Origin of the sequence: Nocardia sp. NPDC049220 (assembly GCF_040647855.1) — a bacterium.
Classification (GTDB): Bacteria; Actinomycetota; Actinomycetes; order Mycobacteriales; family Mycobacteriaceae; genus Nocardia.
Genome location: NZ_JBEZDA010000009.1, coordinates 133,132 through 148,411 on the forward strand (window position 1 = coordinate 133,132; position 15,280 = coordinate 148,411).

The following is a 15,280-nucleotide window of genomic DNA, read 5'->3' on the forward strand; positions in this document are numbered from 1 at the left end:
CTAGAACCGCCAACGAGTCAGGGCGACGAGCTCGTCGGCGCTCGCGGCGCCGTAGCGCTCGGCCTCGGCGCGGCGCACGGTGCGCAGCGCATCGTGTAATTGCACGCCCATGGCGGTGGCGAGCACCCCCGATTCGTCGAGTCGGTCGGCGGCTTCGGTCGGGGTGGTCGGCAATCGGCGCACACCCGACATCATGCGGGCTTCCGCATCGAAAGTCACGGGATCCCCGGTGATTTCGGCGGGCAGACGAAGTTCGTCGGCGATGCCGGACAGTCCGGCCGCGACCACCGAACCGATGATCAGGTACGGATTTCCGGTCGCATCGAAACACTTGATCTCGGCATTGGCCGCCCACTGCTCTGTTCCGCGCACACCGGTGATGAAACGTAGCGCCGCCTCCCTGGTCTCGCGGCCCCAGCACTGCCACACGCCCGCCCAGCGCGAGGGCACCAGCCGCAGGAAGCTCGCCGGATTGCCCGCGCCGACCGCGACCAGCGCCGGCAGTTCCCGCAACACTCCAGCCAGAAAAGCCTCGCCGGCCCGCCGCATGCCGTACCGCCGGTCGCCACCGGAGAACAGCGGGCCCTCATTGTCGTGTACCGACAGGTGCAGGTGCGCGCCGGAACCGGAGCCGCTCGGCTCGAGGCACGGCGCCAGCGACGCGCGCCACCCATACCGCGCGCTCACCTGGCGGATCGTGTGCCGGACCAGCACCGCTTCGTCCGCGGCGGTGACCGGATCGGACGGCTCGATCGACAGTTCCAGCTGGGCGAGTGCGTATTCAGGGTGGAACTGGTCGACTGTGATGCCTTGCTCGGTCAGCGCCGCGACCAGGTCTTTGCCGTAATCGGCGACCTGGCCGAGCCGGATCATGCCATAGGCGGGGCCGTACACGGCCGGCGTGAAGTCGTCCGTGTCGTCCTCCCGGCCGACCGACCATTCGGTCTCGAAGGACATCGACAACCGCAGCCCGATCGCGCGCGCCGCCTCGGCTTGACGCGCCGCGAAATGGCGCTGGCAGGCGACGAAGTGGGTGCCGTCCTGGGTGAACTTGTCGGCGGGCGCCCACGCCCAGCCCGGTTGACAGGCCAGCTCGGTCAGCATCGATAGATCCGGGACGAGCCGCAGATCGCCGTCGGGACCGCCGAGGTATCGCCCGACTGTCATCAGGTCGTCGAAGGCGAAGGTCTCGAAGCACGGGGACACACCGACTCCGAATCGGGCCGCATGCGTGAGCCGCTGCGCGGGCACCGCCTTCACCCGGGCGATACCCGCGTTGTCGACGAAACTCAGCGCGACCATGGACGCGGTCAACCCGCCGAGCGCCGTGTCGGCGTCGCCGTCGACGGGAATGCGATCCGGCGTCGGGGCCATGCGCACCACGATAAGCGCGACGAGTGCGCCGCGGGTCGTTACTCGGCGGCCACCGCGGCGGCGATCTCCGCTTCGGTCGGGATGGCGCTGCTCGCGCCGAGCTTGGTCGTCGCGAGGGCGCCGGCCGCGCAGGCCCAGTTCAGCGCCCATTCCGGCCCACGGTGCCAGGTGGCGGCGAGTGCACCGGTGAAGGCGTCGCCCGCGCCGGTGGTGTCGCGGACCGTCACCTTCGGGCTGTGCTGGGATCGGAGCGTGCCGTCGGGCCCGCGATAGGTGGCGCCGGCCGCGCCGCGGGTGACGACCACGTGCGGCACCAGGGTGAGGTCGGGGCGAAGCTGGTCGTATTCACCCGAATTGAGCACGGCCACATCGACATTCGCCGAAAGGTCGGCCGGAAGCCGGCGGGCCGGCGAGGGGTTCAGCACGACCGTCGTCCGGTTCGCGCGAGCGTGACCCGCGGCGGCGGTCACCGTGTCGATCGGGAGCTCCAACTGGCACAGCAGGATGTCGGCAGCCGCTATCGCCGCCAGGTCGTCGTCGTCGAGTTCGGTCATCCGCGCGTTCGCGCCGCCGACCACGATGATGCTGTTCTCACCAGCGCGGTCGACGATGATCGTGGCAACGCCGCTCGGCCCGGGGACGGTGCGCAACCGATCGACCGCCACCGCGGAATCCGTCAGCGCACGGCGGAGTTCGGTGGCGCACACGTCGTCGCCGACGGCCCCGAGGAACCGCACCGTCGCACCGGCGCGCTGCGCGGCGATGGCTTGGTTGGCGCCCTTCCCTCCCGGCACCATCACGAATTCCATGCCCACAACCGTCTCACCGGGGACGGGCCGCCGCGCGGTAGTCGTCACCAGGTCCATGTTGATACTGCCGAGCACCACGATCATCGGTGCGCCCGTTTCGGCCGTCATAGTGCCGGACGCTAGTCGCAGACCGCGCGTCTCGCACGCACCATCGTCCTCGCGTCGTCAGCGCCTTCGGCGCGGTCTAGGCTGCCCAGCGGGTGAAATCGGTGCCGAACCCGGTGCGTAGGCTGATACGCATGACGGTAGGAACGACGACCGGGCCGGATGTTCGCGCGGCGGTGCACGAGGCCGCCCGCAAGGCGCGGGTTGCGTCGCGAACGCTCGCGCAGTTGACGACCGCGCAGAAGAACGACGCGTTGGATGCCGCGGCCGACGCGCTACTGGCCGCCGCCGACCGGGTACTCGCTGCCAACGCCGACGATGTCACCGCGGCGCAGGCGGCGGGTACGGAGGGGTCGTTGCTGGATCGGCTGCGGCTGACGAAGGCGCGCATCGACGGCATCGCCTCCGGGCTGCGCCAGGTGGCCGGGCTGCCGGATCCGGTGGGCGTGGTCGTCCGGGGCTCGACCTTGCCGAACGGCCTGGAGATCAAACAGGTGCGGGTCCCGCTCGGCGTGGTCGGCATGGTGTACGAAGCCAGGCCGAACGTCACCGTCGACGCCTTCGGGCTCGCGCTCAAGTCCGGCAACGCGGCCTTGCTACGCGGCTCTGCTTCGGCGGCTCGCTCCAATGCGGCCCTCGTCGAGGTGCTCCGGGAATCGCTTGCCGCACAGGGCATCCCGGCCGACGCGGTGCAGCTGCTGCCGAGCGAGGATCGCTCCAGCGTGACCCATCTGATCCAGGCGCGCGGCCTGGTCGACGTGGTCATTCCGCGCGGCGGCGCCGGTCTGATCAACGCGGTCGTCCGGGACGCGCAGGTGCCCACCATCGAGACCGGGACCGGTAATTGCCACGTCTACGTGCATGCCGCCGCCGACCTGGACATGGCCGAGCAGATCCTGATCAACGCCAAAACCCGCCGCCCCAGCGTCTGCAACGCGGCCGAAACCGTTCTCATCGATGCCGCCATCGCCGACCGCGCGCTACCTCGCCTGACCAGCGCGCTCGAGCAGCACGGCGTCACCATCCACGGCGACCTGCCCGGCCAGGTTCCGGCCACCGACGCCGACTGGGGCGAGGAATACCTGACGCTCGACATCGCACTCAAAGTGGTCGCCGACCTGGACGCGGCGGTGGAGCACATCAACACCTGGGGTACCGGCCACACCGAGGCTATCGTCACCGGCGAATTGGCCGCTGCCCGCGAGTTCACCGGTCGCGTCGATGCCGCGGCCGTCATGGTGAATGCCTCCACCGCGTTCACCGACGGCGAGCAGTTCGGATTCGGCGCCGAGATCGGCATCTCCACTCAGAAGCTGCACGCCCGCGGTCCGATGGCCCTGCCTGAACTGACCTCGACCAAGTGGATCGTTTGGGGAGACGGCCAGATTCGGCCGGTCTAGCGTTCCGGCGCGCGGCGCCCCGTGCGGCGCACACCGACGTCGAGTCGGTCCGCGCTCCCGTAGCGTGAGTGGTGGTTCGGAAGGAAGGCAGCGAGTGGCATCGGAGAGTGCGGGGCAGGAACCGGTCTTCGGATCGGTGGATGACGTGATCGACCGGTTGGCGAGGACGGGATACCTCGCGGACACGGCCACCGCTACGTCGGTATTTCTTGCGGACAGGCTGGGCAAGCCACTGCTGATCGAGGGACCGGCCGGTGTGGGCAAGACCGAGTTGGCCCGCGCGATCGCGCAGACCTCGGGTGCCGAGCTGGTCCGATTGCAGTGCTACGAGGGCGTCGACGAGGCCCGCGCGCTCTACGAGTGGAACCACGCCAAGCAAATCCTGCGTATCCAGGCTTCCAGCGAGAACGACTGGGCGGAGACGAAGGCCGACGTCTTCACCGAGGAGTTCCTGCTCTCCCGGCCGCTGCTCACCGCGATCCGGCGTACCGATCCCACGGTGCTGCTGATCGACGAGACCGACAAGGCCGATGTCGAGATCGAGGGATTGTTGCTCGAGGTACTCAGCGACTTCGCGGTGACCGTCCCGGAGTTGGGCACCATCACCGCCAGCCGTAAGCCGTTCGTCGTGCTCACCTCGAACGCCACCCGCGAGTTGTCCGAGGCGCTCAAGCGCCGCTGTCTCTACCTGCACCTGGACTTCCCGGATGAGGAGCTGGAGCGACGGATCCTGGCCAGCCGGGTCCCTGAGCTGTCCGCCGCGATCGCCGCACAGCTGGTGCGGATCGTGCACGTCCTGCGCGGCATGCAACTGAAGAAGCTGCCCTCGGTCGCCGAATCGATCGATTGGGGACGCACGCTGCTCGCGCTCGGGCTGACGGATCTGGACGACACCGCCGTTCGTGCCACCCTCGGCGTCGTGCTCAAACATCGCAGTGACCATCAGCGCGCACTGGCCGAATTGAAGCTGGCCTGAGCGATGGCGACCGGATCGGTCCCCGCGGATCTTGCGCCATTGGCTGCGTCGAACGGACTGCCCGGGCATCTGGTCGGGTTCGTGGCGGCGCTGCGGGCGCGCGGAATTCCGGTCGGTCCCTCGGAAACGGTGGACGCGGGTCGTGTGGTGACCGTGCTCGACCTGATGGACCGCGAAGTCCTGCGCGAGGGGTTGGCCTGTGCGTTGCTGCGGCGCACCACGCACCGCGCGACCTTCGATGGAATGTTCGACCTGTGGTTTCCGGCCGCGGTAGGTGAACGCACCTCGGCGCCGGACGAGGTCGAGATTCCGCACACCCGCTTGGGCGACGTGGACATTCCGGCGTTGCGTGAGCTGCTCGCGCGCCTGCTCGGGCAGGAGGCAGCCACCGCGCAGCTGGCGGCGCTGGCCGCGCAGCTGGTCGAACAGCTCGGTCAGTACCAATCTGCCCGTGGCCCTTCATTTTCGGCGTATCAGGCATTACGTGAGGTGCAGCCGCAGACCCTGTTGGCCGAGATCGTCGCCGGGCTGGCCGCCGGACCGGACGCCAATGCTTTCGACACCGAGATCGCCCGCCGTACGGTGCGCCGACGCATCGACCGGTTCCGCGCGACCGTGGAGGCCGAGACCAGGCGGCGCGCCGCTGAACGGATCGGCCGGGAACGTGTCGCGACCTACGGCGTCGCCCGTCAAGCCGAGGATGTCGACTTCCTGCGCGCCTCCGAGGCCGAACTGGCCGAGCTCAAGCGTGGCACGCAGCGCCTTGCGCGCATCCTCGCGGCGCGCCTCGCCGCGCGGCGCAGGCACTCTCGGCGCGGCGAGATCGATCTGCGGCGTACCCTGCGCAAATCCATGTCGACCGGCGGAGTGCCGATCGACCTGGTGCACCGCAAACCGCGTCCCGGTCGCCCTGAGTTGGTGCTGCTGTGCGATGTGTCGGGGTCGGTGGCAGGCTTCAGTAACTTCACGTTGCTGCTGGTGAGCGCGCTGCGCGAACAGTTCTCCCGGGTGCGGATCTTCGCATTCGTCGACCAGGTGGACGAGGTGACCCGGTTCTTCGATCCGCACACCCGACTCGACACGGCGATGACGAAGATCTTCACCGAGGCGAGTGTGGTCGGCGTGGATGGGCACTCGGACTACGGCAATGCGTTGGCCGGATTCGTCAGGGACTATCCCGATGCCGTCACCAGCCGAAGTTCGCTGCTGATTCTCGGTGACGCACGCACCAATTACCGAGATCCGGAGTTGACGACGCTGCGATCACTGGTTGATATCGCCAAGCATGCACACTGGCTCAACCCGGAGCCGCGCAACCAGTGGGGTTCGGGCGATTCCGCCGCCGACAGATACGGGCAAGTGATCGAGATGCACGAATGCCGGTCGGCGAAGCAGTTGACCGCCGTGGTGTCCCGGCTGCTGCCGGTCTGAGGAGTCGACCTCGAACGGGCGAAGGTCGTCTTGCCGGTCGCTGGACTGCGACGGGCAAGACGATCTTCTGGATAAGCGACGATCTCGTCCGGCTGATCGAGCGGTCCAGGCGATGTCAGGCGGTCTTGCGGCCGCAGACTCCGGACGAACGATCGTATCCGCTAGTCTTTTTCTTCGACCTCGACCTCTACCTCGAATTCGAATTCGACTACGTTTTCATCGTCGTCTTCGACTTCATCCCATTCTGAATCGTCCGCGCATGCAATCCAATACAATGCATAATATCGTTCCTCCACCACCTGAGGGTCGATGTTATCCATGACCCCTTCGCATAGGCGTAGGGCAAGATAATAGTGTAGCTCTTCGGCTATCTCCTGCCGCGGGCGGAGTGTGACGCTTCGGATAAATGGCTGCAAAGGATCGCCTAATCCGGGCAAGTGGTCGATAACCGATGAGCCGTCCATTCTTTCATCGGGTTCGATCATGGTCGGAATTGTTCCCGAAGCCCACAGTAGTACGTAGAGGGACTCTGCTCGCCAGGTCAGTAGGTTCGTTTGCATCGCCCGCTGTCGCCACAGCATCTCCGCTTCGGGCAACTCGGTCAATTCGAATGCCCATTTTTCTCGCTCGGTCAGTTCATGCAGGAAATTCTCTTTCTCCATCCATTCTTTGACCTCCCGGGGGTCGCGGTGGAAAATGACCCCGAGCAATGCGTGTAGCGCAATTATTCGTTTGGCTATTTCGGTAGGAGAGCGGAGACGGACGGAAAAAACCTCGTCGATTTCAGGAAGGTGTTCCGCTTTCAATCTCACGCCGTGCTGTTCCAATCGAATTCGTGTGGACAGCGTCATTGCACACCTTTCTGTCAACTAGCATCGATATCGCGTGCCGGTGGGTCTGTTGTCGGTGGTCGAGAGGGGTGGTTGGTGGGGTCTGATTTCGGGTTGTTGTCTGACACGACGAAGCCGCCTGTTTCGCCAGGTGGGGTGGGTTTCGCCAGGTCCGGTTGGTCTTTCGGGTCGAGTGGACGGTGGGGTTGGGGTCAGGTGAATGCGGCGCGGAGGCGGCGGCGATGGCGGTGGCCCACCGCCAGATGGTGTCGATGCGAAGCCGGGCTCGTCGGGTGCGGCGGGCGTCGATGTGCGGCACACGGCCGCGGACGGTGTCGATCTCGCGGGTCGCCAGATCGGGGTGGTCGACGTAGCCGATGAGTTCGGCCCCAGTTCCAGACCGGCGGGTGGGCGACTGCATGGCGGACGATCCGCTGGTCGACCAGCCGCCACATCGTGGTCGTCGATGCGGCCACCCCGAACGCATGCGAACGGTCACCGCAGGGTTTCGCTCGTATCCGGCCCAGCGTTGCGATACTTCACCTGCGAAGTGCCTTTCACTCAGGTTTGTGGAACCGTTGAGAACCATTATGCCTTGCGGGACAGGCGCTTTCGCGTTCCATCCGCCCCGACGAGCGAACTTTCGCGGAAATTCCAGGTTGAGCACTGCAACGCAACCGCCTGTCGACCACCCCCTATGGGTTGGCTCAGGTTGGGCTCGAATGGCAGCACTCGCTCGCTTCGGCCACGCTATGTGGGGACGGCCGTGACGACGCCTCCGTCGTCGACGAACCAGCGTCTGAAATTCGACTGTAAGTTCGCGTATGTCGTGGTGTGTGGAGGGTGCCGTACGCCATTCGGTAGTCAGGCTTGTTGGCCCGGACGCCCGGCAAACCGGTCACCCGGCGATGTTCAGGGCAGCTACCGTGCAACTACTTGTCTCAAGTACGGTACTTATATATACTTTCTCCTAGTCGTTCTAGGGAGGACTCATGCAGTTGCGGGCAGTCGATCTCGACCGCACCGGTTTCCGCTCGGCGCTGGGCCGCTTCGCGTCGAGCGTCAACGTGATCTCGATGTGGGACGAGGAGGGCAGGCCTATCGGCATGACCGCCACAGCCTTCTCTTCGGTCTCCGACGATCCGTTGCTGGTGCTCATCTGCGTCAATCGTGCCACCCGGACCTACGGGCACATCACGCGTGGCGGCCGGTTCGGCGTCAACATCCTCGGATCGGCGGCAGTTTCCATCTCGAACCACTGCGCGCGACCGGGCTCGGACAAGGGCTTGGCCCCGGAGTGGCTGGCGACGGACGCGGGCTGGTCATCGCCGGCCCTGAAGGATGCCCTTGCCTTCCTGGATTGCACGGTCGACAGCGATACCTCCGCAGGCACGCACGCAATCCTGGTCGGCAGAGTGACAGGGGTCGGCATTGCGACCCACGGCGAGCCGTTGCTGTACTTCGGCGGTCGCTACCAGCAGCTGCACCCCGAAGTGCAGTATCGGTCGCCGCTTCCGCTTCCGATCGCCTGGGACGGCGGGGACCCGGCGGTCCTGGCCGCCGTGGCCTCCTGAGATGGGAACTGTGGGGCGACTGATCGTCGGCGTCACTGGTGCGTCCGCTCCGATCCTCGCAATCAGGACATTGCAAGCGCTGCGCGCGGCTGGGATCGAGACCCATCTCGTGATCTCCCGCGGAGCGCGCCGGACCCTCGCGCTGGAAGAGCCCTCATGGGGTCTGGCCGACGTCGAGGCGCTGGCCGACTTCGTGCACCGACCGGAGGACATGGCTGCGCCGATCGCCAGCGGTTCGTTTCGGGTGCGCGGCATGGTCGTCGTCCCATGCTCGATGAACACCCTTTCGCACATCGCCCACTCCGCCACGCCGGACCTGGTGGCACGCGCCGCGGACGTGACCCTCAAGGAACGTCGCCGGCTCGTGCTGGTCCCACGGGAGAGCCCACTGCACCTCGGCCACCTGCGCAATCTGCTGGCGGCGACTGAACTCGGCGCGATCGCGGTGCCTCCGGTGATCGGGACCTATTACAAGCCGCAGACCGTGCTGGACGTGGTCGACCACGTGGTGGGGCGTGTCCTCGACCTCTTCGACATCGAGCACGATCTCGTCAACCGCTGGAATGGGCCGCCGCAGAGCCCCGGCGGTGGCATATGACCGGGACACGATTGTCCGCTGAACACATCGCCGACCTGACTGCCTCTGCTCAGCCTCGCGACCAGGCGCTGCTGCTGTTGTCGGTGGATGAAGCGGGGACGCCGCGGGTCGCCCTGCTGAGCCGCGCCGAGGTGCACGTCGTCGCTGACAGTCTGCTGCTGGTGGCGGTGTGGTCTGGCAGTCGATCGGCGACCAATATCGAGCGCTCCGGCGCGGCCACCTTGTTCTGGGTCGTGGACGGGGCCGCGGTGTCGGCCTCATTGCGGTGTGCCGGTAGCAGGCCCCTCGCCGCGGCGCCATCGGGCGAGCTGGCAGAACGCGCGCTGCGCGCGCTCACTCTTCGGGTTGTGGATGTGCGTGTGGACGAGGTCGGTTATGCGGAGCTGACCGCGCCCCTGATGTTTGCGGTCCACGAACCGGAGGAGATAATGTCCCGCTGGGAGGATGTCGCACGGCGCCTCGGTGCCGTTGCGCTGGGCCTCCAGGACGGTTCCGATTAGAGGGGGGTGGTGACTGATGGACGACGGAGCACTGCGGGCGTATGCGACCTGGTCGGACATCGGGGCGAGCCAACGGGCGACCGAGTTCCGCTCCTACACGTTCAACATCGCCGAAGCGCGCTACGTGATGCGTCGGGTCACTCGGATCATCAACGAGGAAGCCAAGAAACGCGGTTTCGATCCGCTGCAACACCAGGCATTGCTGCAAACCTACGGCATCCGTGACGGTGAGCAACTGACTATCAGTGGGCTCGGCGAGCGACTCGATGTTCCCGCGGCCTTCGCCTCACGGCTGGTCCGTAAGCTCGAGAGCGAGGGTTACGTCACCCGCATGCATTCCGAGCGGGACAAGCGAGTCACCTTCGTCCAGGCCACAGACGCCGGCGTGCAGGTGCTGCGTGAAATCGACGAGCAAGTACATCGCCACGTGGCCTACTTCCAGCATTCCCTCAGCGAACATCAGCGCATCGCAGCGTTGTCGATTTTCGCGTTCTACGTGGGGATCGACGCGGAGTCGCCGATCGCCGAGGCGCTGCGCGAGGGTCGCATCCAACCGGAGAACGTCTGATTGCTGCCCTGGGCGCGAGTTCGCCCTGGTGTATGTGGTGAGCCGGGTCCGTTCCGGACAGCGAGCGCAGCACAGCAACTGGCCAAAGTACTTGACTTGAGTCTAGTACTGAAGTTAGCGTCTTCTCTCATTAGTGAGGCGTGTTACACGCCCAGCATGAGGAGAGGTACGCAATGGAGCACCGAGGACCCACTGGGCCGTTCGGCAGGCTCGCGTCGCGGGGAATCCTGACGCGGCGACGCGCTCTGGCCCTCGTGGGCGCAGCCCTGGTTCCGGCACTCGCGGCCTGTGGGAGCGGATCGTCGGGCACGTCCGGTCCATCCGACACAGTGCGAGTCGCGATCGCGCCCACCGGCACCGCGTTGCCGGTCGTCGTCGCCGACAAACAGGGCTTCTTCAAGGCGCAGGGCCTGAAGGTCACCTTCCAGGTATCGAACGTCTCGATCTCGGACCAGCTCGCGACGCTCGGCAGGCAGTTCGACGTCGCGATGGGCACGCAGCCGGCGCTGATCACCGCTGCCGCCCATCGGATCGCGCTCGCCAACATCACCGGCGGCGCGATCGATTCGAAGGCCAACCCGCAGACCGACTTCGTCGCCTCGGCCGCCAGCGGCATCACGTCCTACGCCGAGCTGGAGGGGAAGAACCTCGGGGCGCTCTCGCTCACCGGCAACATCCACTACGCGGTGCTGAACGCGGCCAAACAGGCTGGTGCGCCGTTGGACAAGGCCAATTGGGTCGTCGGTACGGTGCCGCAGTTGCCGGACACCCTTCGGGCGGGCCGGGCCGACGGCATCGAGGAGATCGAGCCGTTCGCGAGCATGACGGTCGCCAACGGTGGAGTCTCACTCGGTTCGCCGTTCCGCTCGCTCGGCGACGAGGCGTTCCTCGGTATCTTCCTCGCGTCCAAGGGCTGGGCGGATGCCAACGAGGAGACGGTACTGAAGTTCAACACCGCACTGGCCCAGGCCGCGGACTGGATCACGGCGAACCAGGCGGATGCCCTGGAGCTGATGGGCACGTACACGGGTGCCAGCAAGGCGGTACTCGCCAAGACCCGGATCCCGGACTATAGGTTCCAGACGACCGCGGCCGATCTCGCGTCGGTGCAGGGCGCCGACACCGAGACCTGGATCGAGCTGCTCCGGGAGTTCGGGAATTTCAAGGGTCGCGTGAGTCCCGCCGACGTCCTGCCGGGGTGGGCGAAATGACCCGGCCGGCCGATGTCATCCGCAAATGGGAGGCGCACTTTCCGCGCGAGGAGCTGGAAACACTCGCGAAGGCCGGCTACGGTAACCGGCTCGGCTTCGGGTCCCGCCCCGCGCTGCTGGTCGTCGACGCAACCTACAGCTTCTGTGGCCCCGAGCCACTGCCCATACTCGACGCGATCGAGGTCAACCGGCGCTCCTGCGGTGACCGGGCGTGGGCGGCGCTCGGACCGATCCGCGAGCTGCTGACCGCCGCCCGGGCCGCGGCGGTGCCGATCGTGTTCAGCACGATGCGAGATCCCGCCAGTCCCGCGTACGAGCCGGGATTGTGGGGTGCCAAGAACACCCGCGGTGTCGAGGACGGTGGCACGGGCGGCGACAGTAGGGACAACGAGGTACTCGACGAGATCGCGCCGCGGGCGGGTGAACTGGTGCTTGCCAAGGACAAGCCGAGTATCTTCGCCGGCACCGGGCTCGCGGCGTATCTGATCGCCCGGGGGGTCGATTCCCTGATCGTATGCGGCGGCACATCGAGCGGCTGTGTTTACGCGACCGCGGTCGACGGCTTTTCCCATAACTACCGGGTGACGGTCGCGCGGGAAGCCTCGTTCGACCGGGTCGACTCCCCGCATTGGGCGGCCCTGCTGGACATCGACATGAAGTACGGCGACGTAGTCGACACGGGCGAGGTGCTCGAACACCTCGCCACGCTGCGGCCCGGCGCATGAGCCACGGACGAGAGGAACAACCATGACAGACCCTGTACAGGTCCCGGACTGGCGGACGGTCTTTCCCGAAGAGGAACGCCGTATCTACGAGGCCGCGCGCTTCGGCGGCCTGCTCGAGCCGGGCAGCCGGCCTGCGATCATGGTGATCGACGTGGTCGAGTCCTTCGCCGGCCGCGCCGGCGAGGGCATCCTCGACGCTATCGAGCAATACCGGACGAGCTGTGGGCCGGCGGGCGAGGGGGCGATCGACGCGATCGCAACGCTGCTCGATCTGGCCCGCGAGACCGACGTGCCGGTCGTGTATACCAAGGGCAGTGTCGTCGACAAGTTTCACGCGGGCGACTCGGTCAAGGGCACCCGGCCGGACGAGATCGCGAGCGTCTACGGCGCCCCGATCGTCTCGCGGATCGCGCCGTTGGAGTCGGAGTACGTACTGGAGAAGACCAAGGCATCGGCGTTCTTCGGCACTCCGATGACGTCTTTCCTGCAGCGACACGGCGTGGACACTCTGCTGGTCTGCGGCACGTCGACCAGTGGGTGCGTGCGTGCGTCGGTCGTCGACGCGTTCTCACACGGCTACCGCGTCTGGGTGGTGGAGGATTGCGTTTTCGACCGCGCACCGACCTCGCACGCGGTGAACCTCTACGAGATGAACCAAAAGTACGCTTCGGTCGTTACGTTGGACGACGCTTGCCAGTACTTACGCGTAGTTGCGAAGGGGCAAGCATGAGTGCCCCGAGACACCGCGTCACTGCGACCAATTCGATGTCGGTCGCGGATTCGGCAACCACCGGAGTGACCATCGAGTGTCGCGATGTGTGCATCGACGTCCCGACCGACACCGGTCCACGACGGATCGTCGAGGGACTGGACCTGCGGATCGAGGCGGGCGAGTTCGTGTGTGTGCTCGGTGCTTCCGGCGTCGGCAAGACGACGGTGCTCCGGGCACTCGGCGGACTGGTCGCCCCGACCGAGGGCTCGGTGCTCGAGATCGACGGCATCCCGGTGGACGGCCCGCCGTCCGCCGGCGTGATGGTGTTCCAGAACTACGCGTCGTCGTTGCTGCCGTGGCGGTCCGCCCTCGCCAACGTCGAACTGCCGTTGGAGAGTACGGTCCGCGATCGTGGCGTGCGCCGGGAACGGGCGATGGAGGCGCTGCGACTCGTCGGGCTTGCCGACCGGCATGGCGCTTACCCCGCACAGCTGTCGGGCGGCATGCAGCAACGGGTGCAGATCGCGCGGGCGCTGGTCGTTCGGCCGCGGGTATTGTTCATGGACGAACCCTTCGGCGCACTCGACGCCATGACCAGGGAAGGCCTGCAAGACGAGCTGCTGCGCATCCACGCGCGGACCTCGATGACGGTCGTATTCATCACCCACGACATCGAGGAGGCCGCCTACCTGGGTACCCGCCTCGTCGTGCTCGAGGGTAGGCCGTCGGCAGTGGGGCACGACCTGCGCAGCACGCTCGGGCCGGACCGGGACCAGGTCGCCACCAAGGAGTCCGCCGAGTACCTGCGACTGCGGCACAAGCTGTACGCCGCAGTGCGAGGCGAGCGGAAGGGTGCGGCACGGTGAGTGCTCAGATCGCGGTGGCCCCCTCGGACGGGGCCGCGCCGGAGCAGCCGGCTCGCCGCCATCGGCGGCGGTGGCTCAACCTGCCGGGGCTCGGGCTTTTGGTGGCGCTGGCCGTGCTGTGGGAGGTGCTGGCTCGCACGGTTCTCCGCTCCTTCGAGAACTTCGTGCCGACCTCGGACATTGTCCGCGCGTTCGGTGAGCTGGCCGGGCAAGGCGACTTGGCCGCGCAGATCGGGCACACCCTCAGCGTCACCATGATCGGCTGGGTGGTGTCCACCGCGGTCGGTGTGGTGATCGGCGTCTGGCTGGGGCTGTCCGGAGTCGCCTGGCGCTGGTCGATGGCCAGCGTCGAGGTCCTCCGTTCGCTACCGTCCATCGCGTTCGTGCCGATCGCGCTCCTCGTCTTCGGGTTCTCCCAGGAAATGGAGCTCGTGTTGATCATGTACGTGTGCCTGTGGCCGGTGCTGATCGCCACGATCGAGGGCGTACGCGGGGTACATCCGGGCCTCATCGACACCGCCCGAACGTTCAACCTCGGCCGGGTACAGGTGTGGCGCAGCATCGTGCTGCCCGCAGCCGTGTCGCGGATCCTCGTCGGCGTCCGGCTGGCTCTCGCCCTCGCGGTCTCCCTCGCCGTGATCGCCGAGATGCTCGGCAACCCCGAGGGCCTGGGCTTCGGGATCGTGTTCGTGCAGCGCGGTTTTCAGCCGGGGCAGGTCTTCGCCTACTTGTTCACGATCGGGCTGGTCGGCTGGGCGCTGAACGCGCTGTTCACCGCCGCGGTGCGGCTGCTTGCGCCGCGGTTTGCGGGGTCGCTGTGAGTAGCGCGGCACCGGCGCGCCAGCGGCGGCGCACGTCCGGGATCCCGCCACTTCGCGGATTGCTGCCACTGGTCGTGCTGCTCGTACTGTGGCAGCTGCTGGTCTCGCCCGACGATCCCTACTTCCCCCCACCGAGCCGTTGGTTCGCGGCGCTCGGCGATCTCGGTACGGCGGGCGCACTGTGGCCATCGATATTCACCACCCTGCTGAGTTTCGTGCTCGCTCTGGTGATCGCCGTCGTGGTCGGGGCTGCGCTGGGTGTCGGCGTGGGTCGCGCTCCCGTCGCCGACCGAGTCCTCGGTCCGACCTTCGAGTTCATCCGGACGATCCCGGCCGGCGCGATGGTGCCGGTCGCGGTGTTGGTCATCGGCTACACGCGCTCGATGACGGTCGCCGTCGTGGTCGTGACGTCACTGTGGCCGGTGCTGTTGGCCACTCGCGCGGCTGCTCGCGAGCTCGATGTCGCTCGGCTGGAAGCGGCTCGGGTAATGCATCTGGGCCGGTTCGAGACCTTCCGCAAGATCGTGCTGCCCTCCCTGAGCTCGAGTATCGTGCTGGGCCTGCAGATCACCGCCCCGTTGGCACTGATCATCACCATCGTCGTCGAGCTGATCACCCAGGTCGACGGGATCGGCAAGCAGATCAGCCTCGCCCAGTCCCAGTTCCAGAGTGAGACGGTGTACGGGCTGGTGGCTGTCACCTGTCTGATCGGGCTCGCTGTCAACCTGGTGGCCGCGGTCGTTGCCCGCGCTACCCGTCGCTATGTCGCCTGAGTCGAGG

General features: G+C 66.8%; 16 protein-coding genes and 1 pseudogene. 13 read left to right on the forward strand and 4 right to left on the reverse strand.

Translation table 11 applies throughout. From position 1 onward, the window contains the following. Window positions 1–1,374 (reverse strand): glutamine synthetase family protein, encoded by a 1,374-nt coding sequence (locus AB0C34_RS20385; RefSeq protein WP_357075023.1) that lies wholly within the window; start codon window positions 1,372–1,374, stop codon window positions 1–3. A gap of 38 nt (window positions 1,375–1,412) precedes the next feature. Continuing rightward, on the reverse strand, window positions 1,413–2,291 hold the full coding sequence (locus AB0C34_RS20390) for a ribokinase (protein WP_357075026.1): 879 nt from the start codon (window positions 2,289–2,291) through the stop codon (window positions 1,413–1,415). A gap of 113 nt (window positions 2,292–2,404) precedes the next feature. Between AB0C34_RS20390 and AB0C34_RS20395 the strand changes: the two genes are divergently transcribed. From AB0C34_RS20395 to AB0C34_RS20405, 3 genes are all read left to right on the forward strand, one after another. Further along, window positions 2,405–3,688, forward strand: coding sequence for a glutamate-5-semialdehyde dehydrogenase (locus AB0C34_RS20395; protein ID WP_357075264.1), 1,284 nt, complete (start codon window positions 2,405–2,407; stop codon window positions 3,686–3,688). Between the two features lie 94 nt (window positions 3,689–3,782). Further along, complete coding sequence (locus AB0C34_RS20400; RefSeq protein ID WP_357075028.1) at window positions 3,783–4,664, forward strand: MoxR family ATPase; 882 nt, start codon at window positions 3,783–3,785, stop codon at window positions 4,662–4,664. Between the two features lie 3 nt (window positions 4,665–4,667). Beyond that, complete coding sequence (locus AB0C34_RS20405; protein WP_357075031.1) at window positions 4,668–6,095, forward strand: VWA domain-containing protein; 1,428 nt, start codon at window positions 4,668–4,670, stop codon at window positions 6,093–6,095. A gap of 161 nt (window positions 6,096–6,256) precedes the next feature. Here the strand turns inward: AB0C34_RS20405 and AB0C34_RS20410 are convergent, their stop codons facing one another. Both AB0C34_RS20410 and AB0C34_RS20415 read right to left on the reverse strand, forming a co-directional pair. Next, window positions 6,257–6,946: a DUF4272 domain-containing protein gene (locus AB0C34_RS20410; RefSeq protein ID WP_357075034.1), complete on the reverse strand. Its 690-nt coding sequence runs from the start codon at window positions 6,944–6,946 to the stop codon at window positions 6,257–6,259. Between the two features lie 211 nt (window positions 6,947–7,157). After that, a pseudogene (locus tag AB0C34_RS20415) lies at window positions 7,158–7,319 on the reverse strand (IS1380 family transposase); the annotation flags it as partial. 598 nt (window positions 7,320–7,917) lie between these two features. Here AB0C34_RS20415 and AB0C34_RS20420 point away from each other — a divergent pair. The 10 genes from AB0C34_RS20420 to AB0C34_RS20465 all read left to right on the forward strand — a co-directional run bounded on the left by AB0C34_RS20420 (window position 7,918) and on the right by AB0C34_RS20465 (window position 15,273). Then, entirely contained in the window at window positions 7,918–8,499 is a 582-nt protein-coding gene (locus AB0C34_RS20420; RefSeq protein ID WP_357075037.1) for a flavin reductase family protein, read from the forward strand. Window position 8,500: 1 nt separating this feature from the next. Beyond that, window positions 8,501–9,097, forward strand: coding sequence for a UbiX family flavin prenyltransferase (locus AB0C34_RS20425; protein ID WP_357075039.1), 597 nt, complete (start codon window positions 8,501–8,503; stop codon window positions 9,095–9,097). Further along, window positions 9,094–9,597 (forward strand): hypothetical protein, encoded by a 504-nt coding sequence (locus AB0C34_RS20430; protein WP_357075042.1) that lies wholly within the window; start codon window positions 9,094–9,096, stop codon window positions 9,595–9,597. Before AB0C34_RS20425 ends, AB0C34_RS20430 begins: the two co-directional genes overlap by 4 nt. 16 nt (window positions 9,598–9,613) lie before the next feature. Next, a complete protein-coding gene (locus AB0C34_RS20435; RefSeq protein WP_357075045.1) occupies window positions 9,614–10,165 on the forward strand; it encodes a MarR family transcriptional regulator in 552 nt (183 codons plus the stop codon). 329 nt (window positions 10,166–10,494) lie between these two features. Further along, window positions 10,495–11,376: an ABC transporter substrate-binding protein gene (locus AB0C34_RS20440; RefSeq protein ID WP_357075047.1), complete on the forward strand. Its 882-nt coding sequence runs from the start codon at window positions 10,495–10,497 to the stop codon at window positions 11,374–11,376. Then, on the forward strand, window positions 11,373–12,101 hold the full coding sequence (locus AB0C34_RS20445) for an isochorismatase family protein (RefSeq protein ID WP_357075050.1): 729 nt from the start codon (window positions 11,373–11,375) through the stop codon (window positions 12,099–12,101). Before AB0C34_RS20440 ends, AB0C34_RS20445 begins: the two co-directional genes overlap by 4 nt. A gap of 22 nt (window positions 12,102–12,123) precedes the next feature. After that, window positions 12,124–12,831, forward strand: coding sequence for an isochorismatase family protein (locus tag AB0C34_RS20450; RefSeq protein ID WP_357075053.1), 708 nt, complete (start codon window positions 12,124–12,126; stop codon window positions 12,829–12,831). Beyond that, on the forward strand, window positions 12,828–13,679 hold the full coding sequence (locus AB0C34_RS20455) for an ABC transporter ATP-binding protein (protein ID WP_357075056.1): 852 nt from the start codon (window positions 12,828–12,830) through the stop codon (window positions 13,677–13,679). The genes AB0C34_RS20450 and AB0C34_RS20455 overlap by 4 nt, the downstream gene beginning before the upstream one ends. Further along, window positions 13,676–14,500, forward strand: a complete 825-nt coding sequence (locus AB0C34_RS20460) for an ABC transporter permease subunit (RefSeq protein ID WP_357075059.1) — start codon at window positions 13,676–13,678, stop codon at window positions 14,498–14,500. The genes AB0C34_RS20455 and AB0C34_RS20460 overlap by 4 nt, the downstream gene beginning before the upstream one ends. Beyond that, window positions 14,497–15,273, forward strand: a complete 777-nt coding sequence (locus AB0C34_RS20465; RefSeq protein ID WP_357075062.1) for an ABC transporter permease subunit — start codon at window positions 14,497–14,499, stop codon at window positions 15,271–15,273. The genes AB0C34_RS20460 and AB0C34_RS20465 overlap by 4 nt, the downstream gene beginning before the upstream one ends. The last annotated feature ends 7 nt before the right edge of the window (window positions 15,274–15,280 follow it).

Bases quoted from the DNA above. Each gene is read 5' to 3' on its own strand.
- AB0C34_RS20385 (WP_357075023.1), bottom strand. From the start codon at position 1,374: ATGGCCCCGACGCCGGATCGCATTCCCGTCGACGGCGACGCCGACACG.
- AB0C34_RS20390 (WP_357075026.1), bottom strand. From the start codon at position 2,291: ATGACGGCCGAAACGGGCGCACCGATGATCGTGGTGCTCGGCAGTATC.
- AB0C34_RS20405 (WP_357075031.1), top strand. From the start codon at position 4,668: ATGGCGACCGGATCGGTCCCCGCGGATCTTGCGCCATTGGCTGCGTCG.
- AB0C34_RS20410 (WP_357075034.1), bottom strand. From the start codon at position 6,946: ATGACGCTGTCCACACGAATTCGATTGGAACAGCACGGCGTGAGATTG.
- AB0C34_RS20420 (WP_357075037.1), top strand. From the start codon at position 7,918: ATGCAGTTGCGGGCAGTCGATCTCGACCGCACCGGTTTCCGCTCGGCG.
- AB0C34_RS20425 (WP_357075039.1), top strand. From the start codon at position 8,501: ATGGGAACTGTGGGGCGACTGATCGTCGGCGTCACTGGTGCGTCCGCT.
- AB0C34_RS20430 (WP_357075042.1), top strand. From the start codon at position 9,094: ATGACCGGGACACGATTGTCCGCTGAACACATCGCCGACCTGACTGCC.
- AB0C34_RS20435 (WP_357075045.1), top strand. From the start codon at position 9,614: ATGGACGACGGAGCACTGCGGGCGTATGCGACCTGGTCGGACATCGGG.
- AB0C34_RS20445 (WP_357075050.1), top strand. From the start codon at position 11,373: ATGACCCGGCCGGCCGATGTCATCCGCAAATGGGAGGCGCACTTTCCG.
- AB0C34_RS20450 (WP_357075053.1), top strand. From the start codon at position 12,124: ATGACAGACCCTGTACAGGTCCCGGACTGGCGGACGGTCTTTCCCGAA.
- AB0C34_RS20455 (WP_357075056.1), top strand. From the start codon at position 12,828: ATGAGTGCCCCGAGACACCGCGTCACTGCGACCAATTCGATGTCGGTC.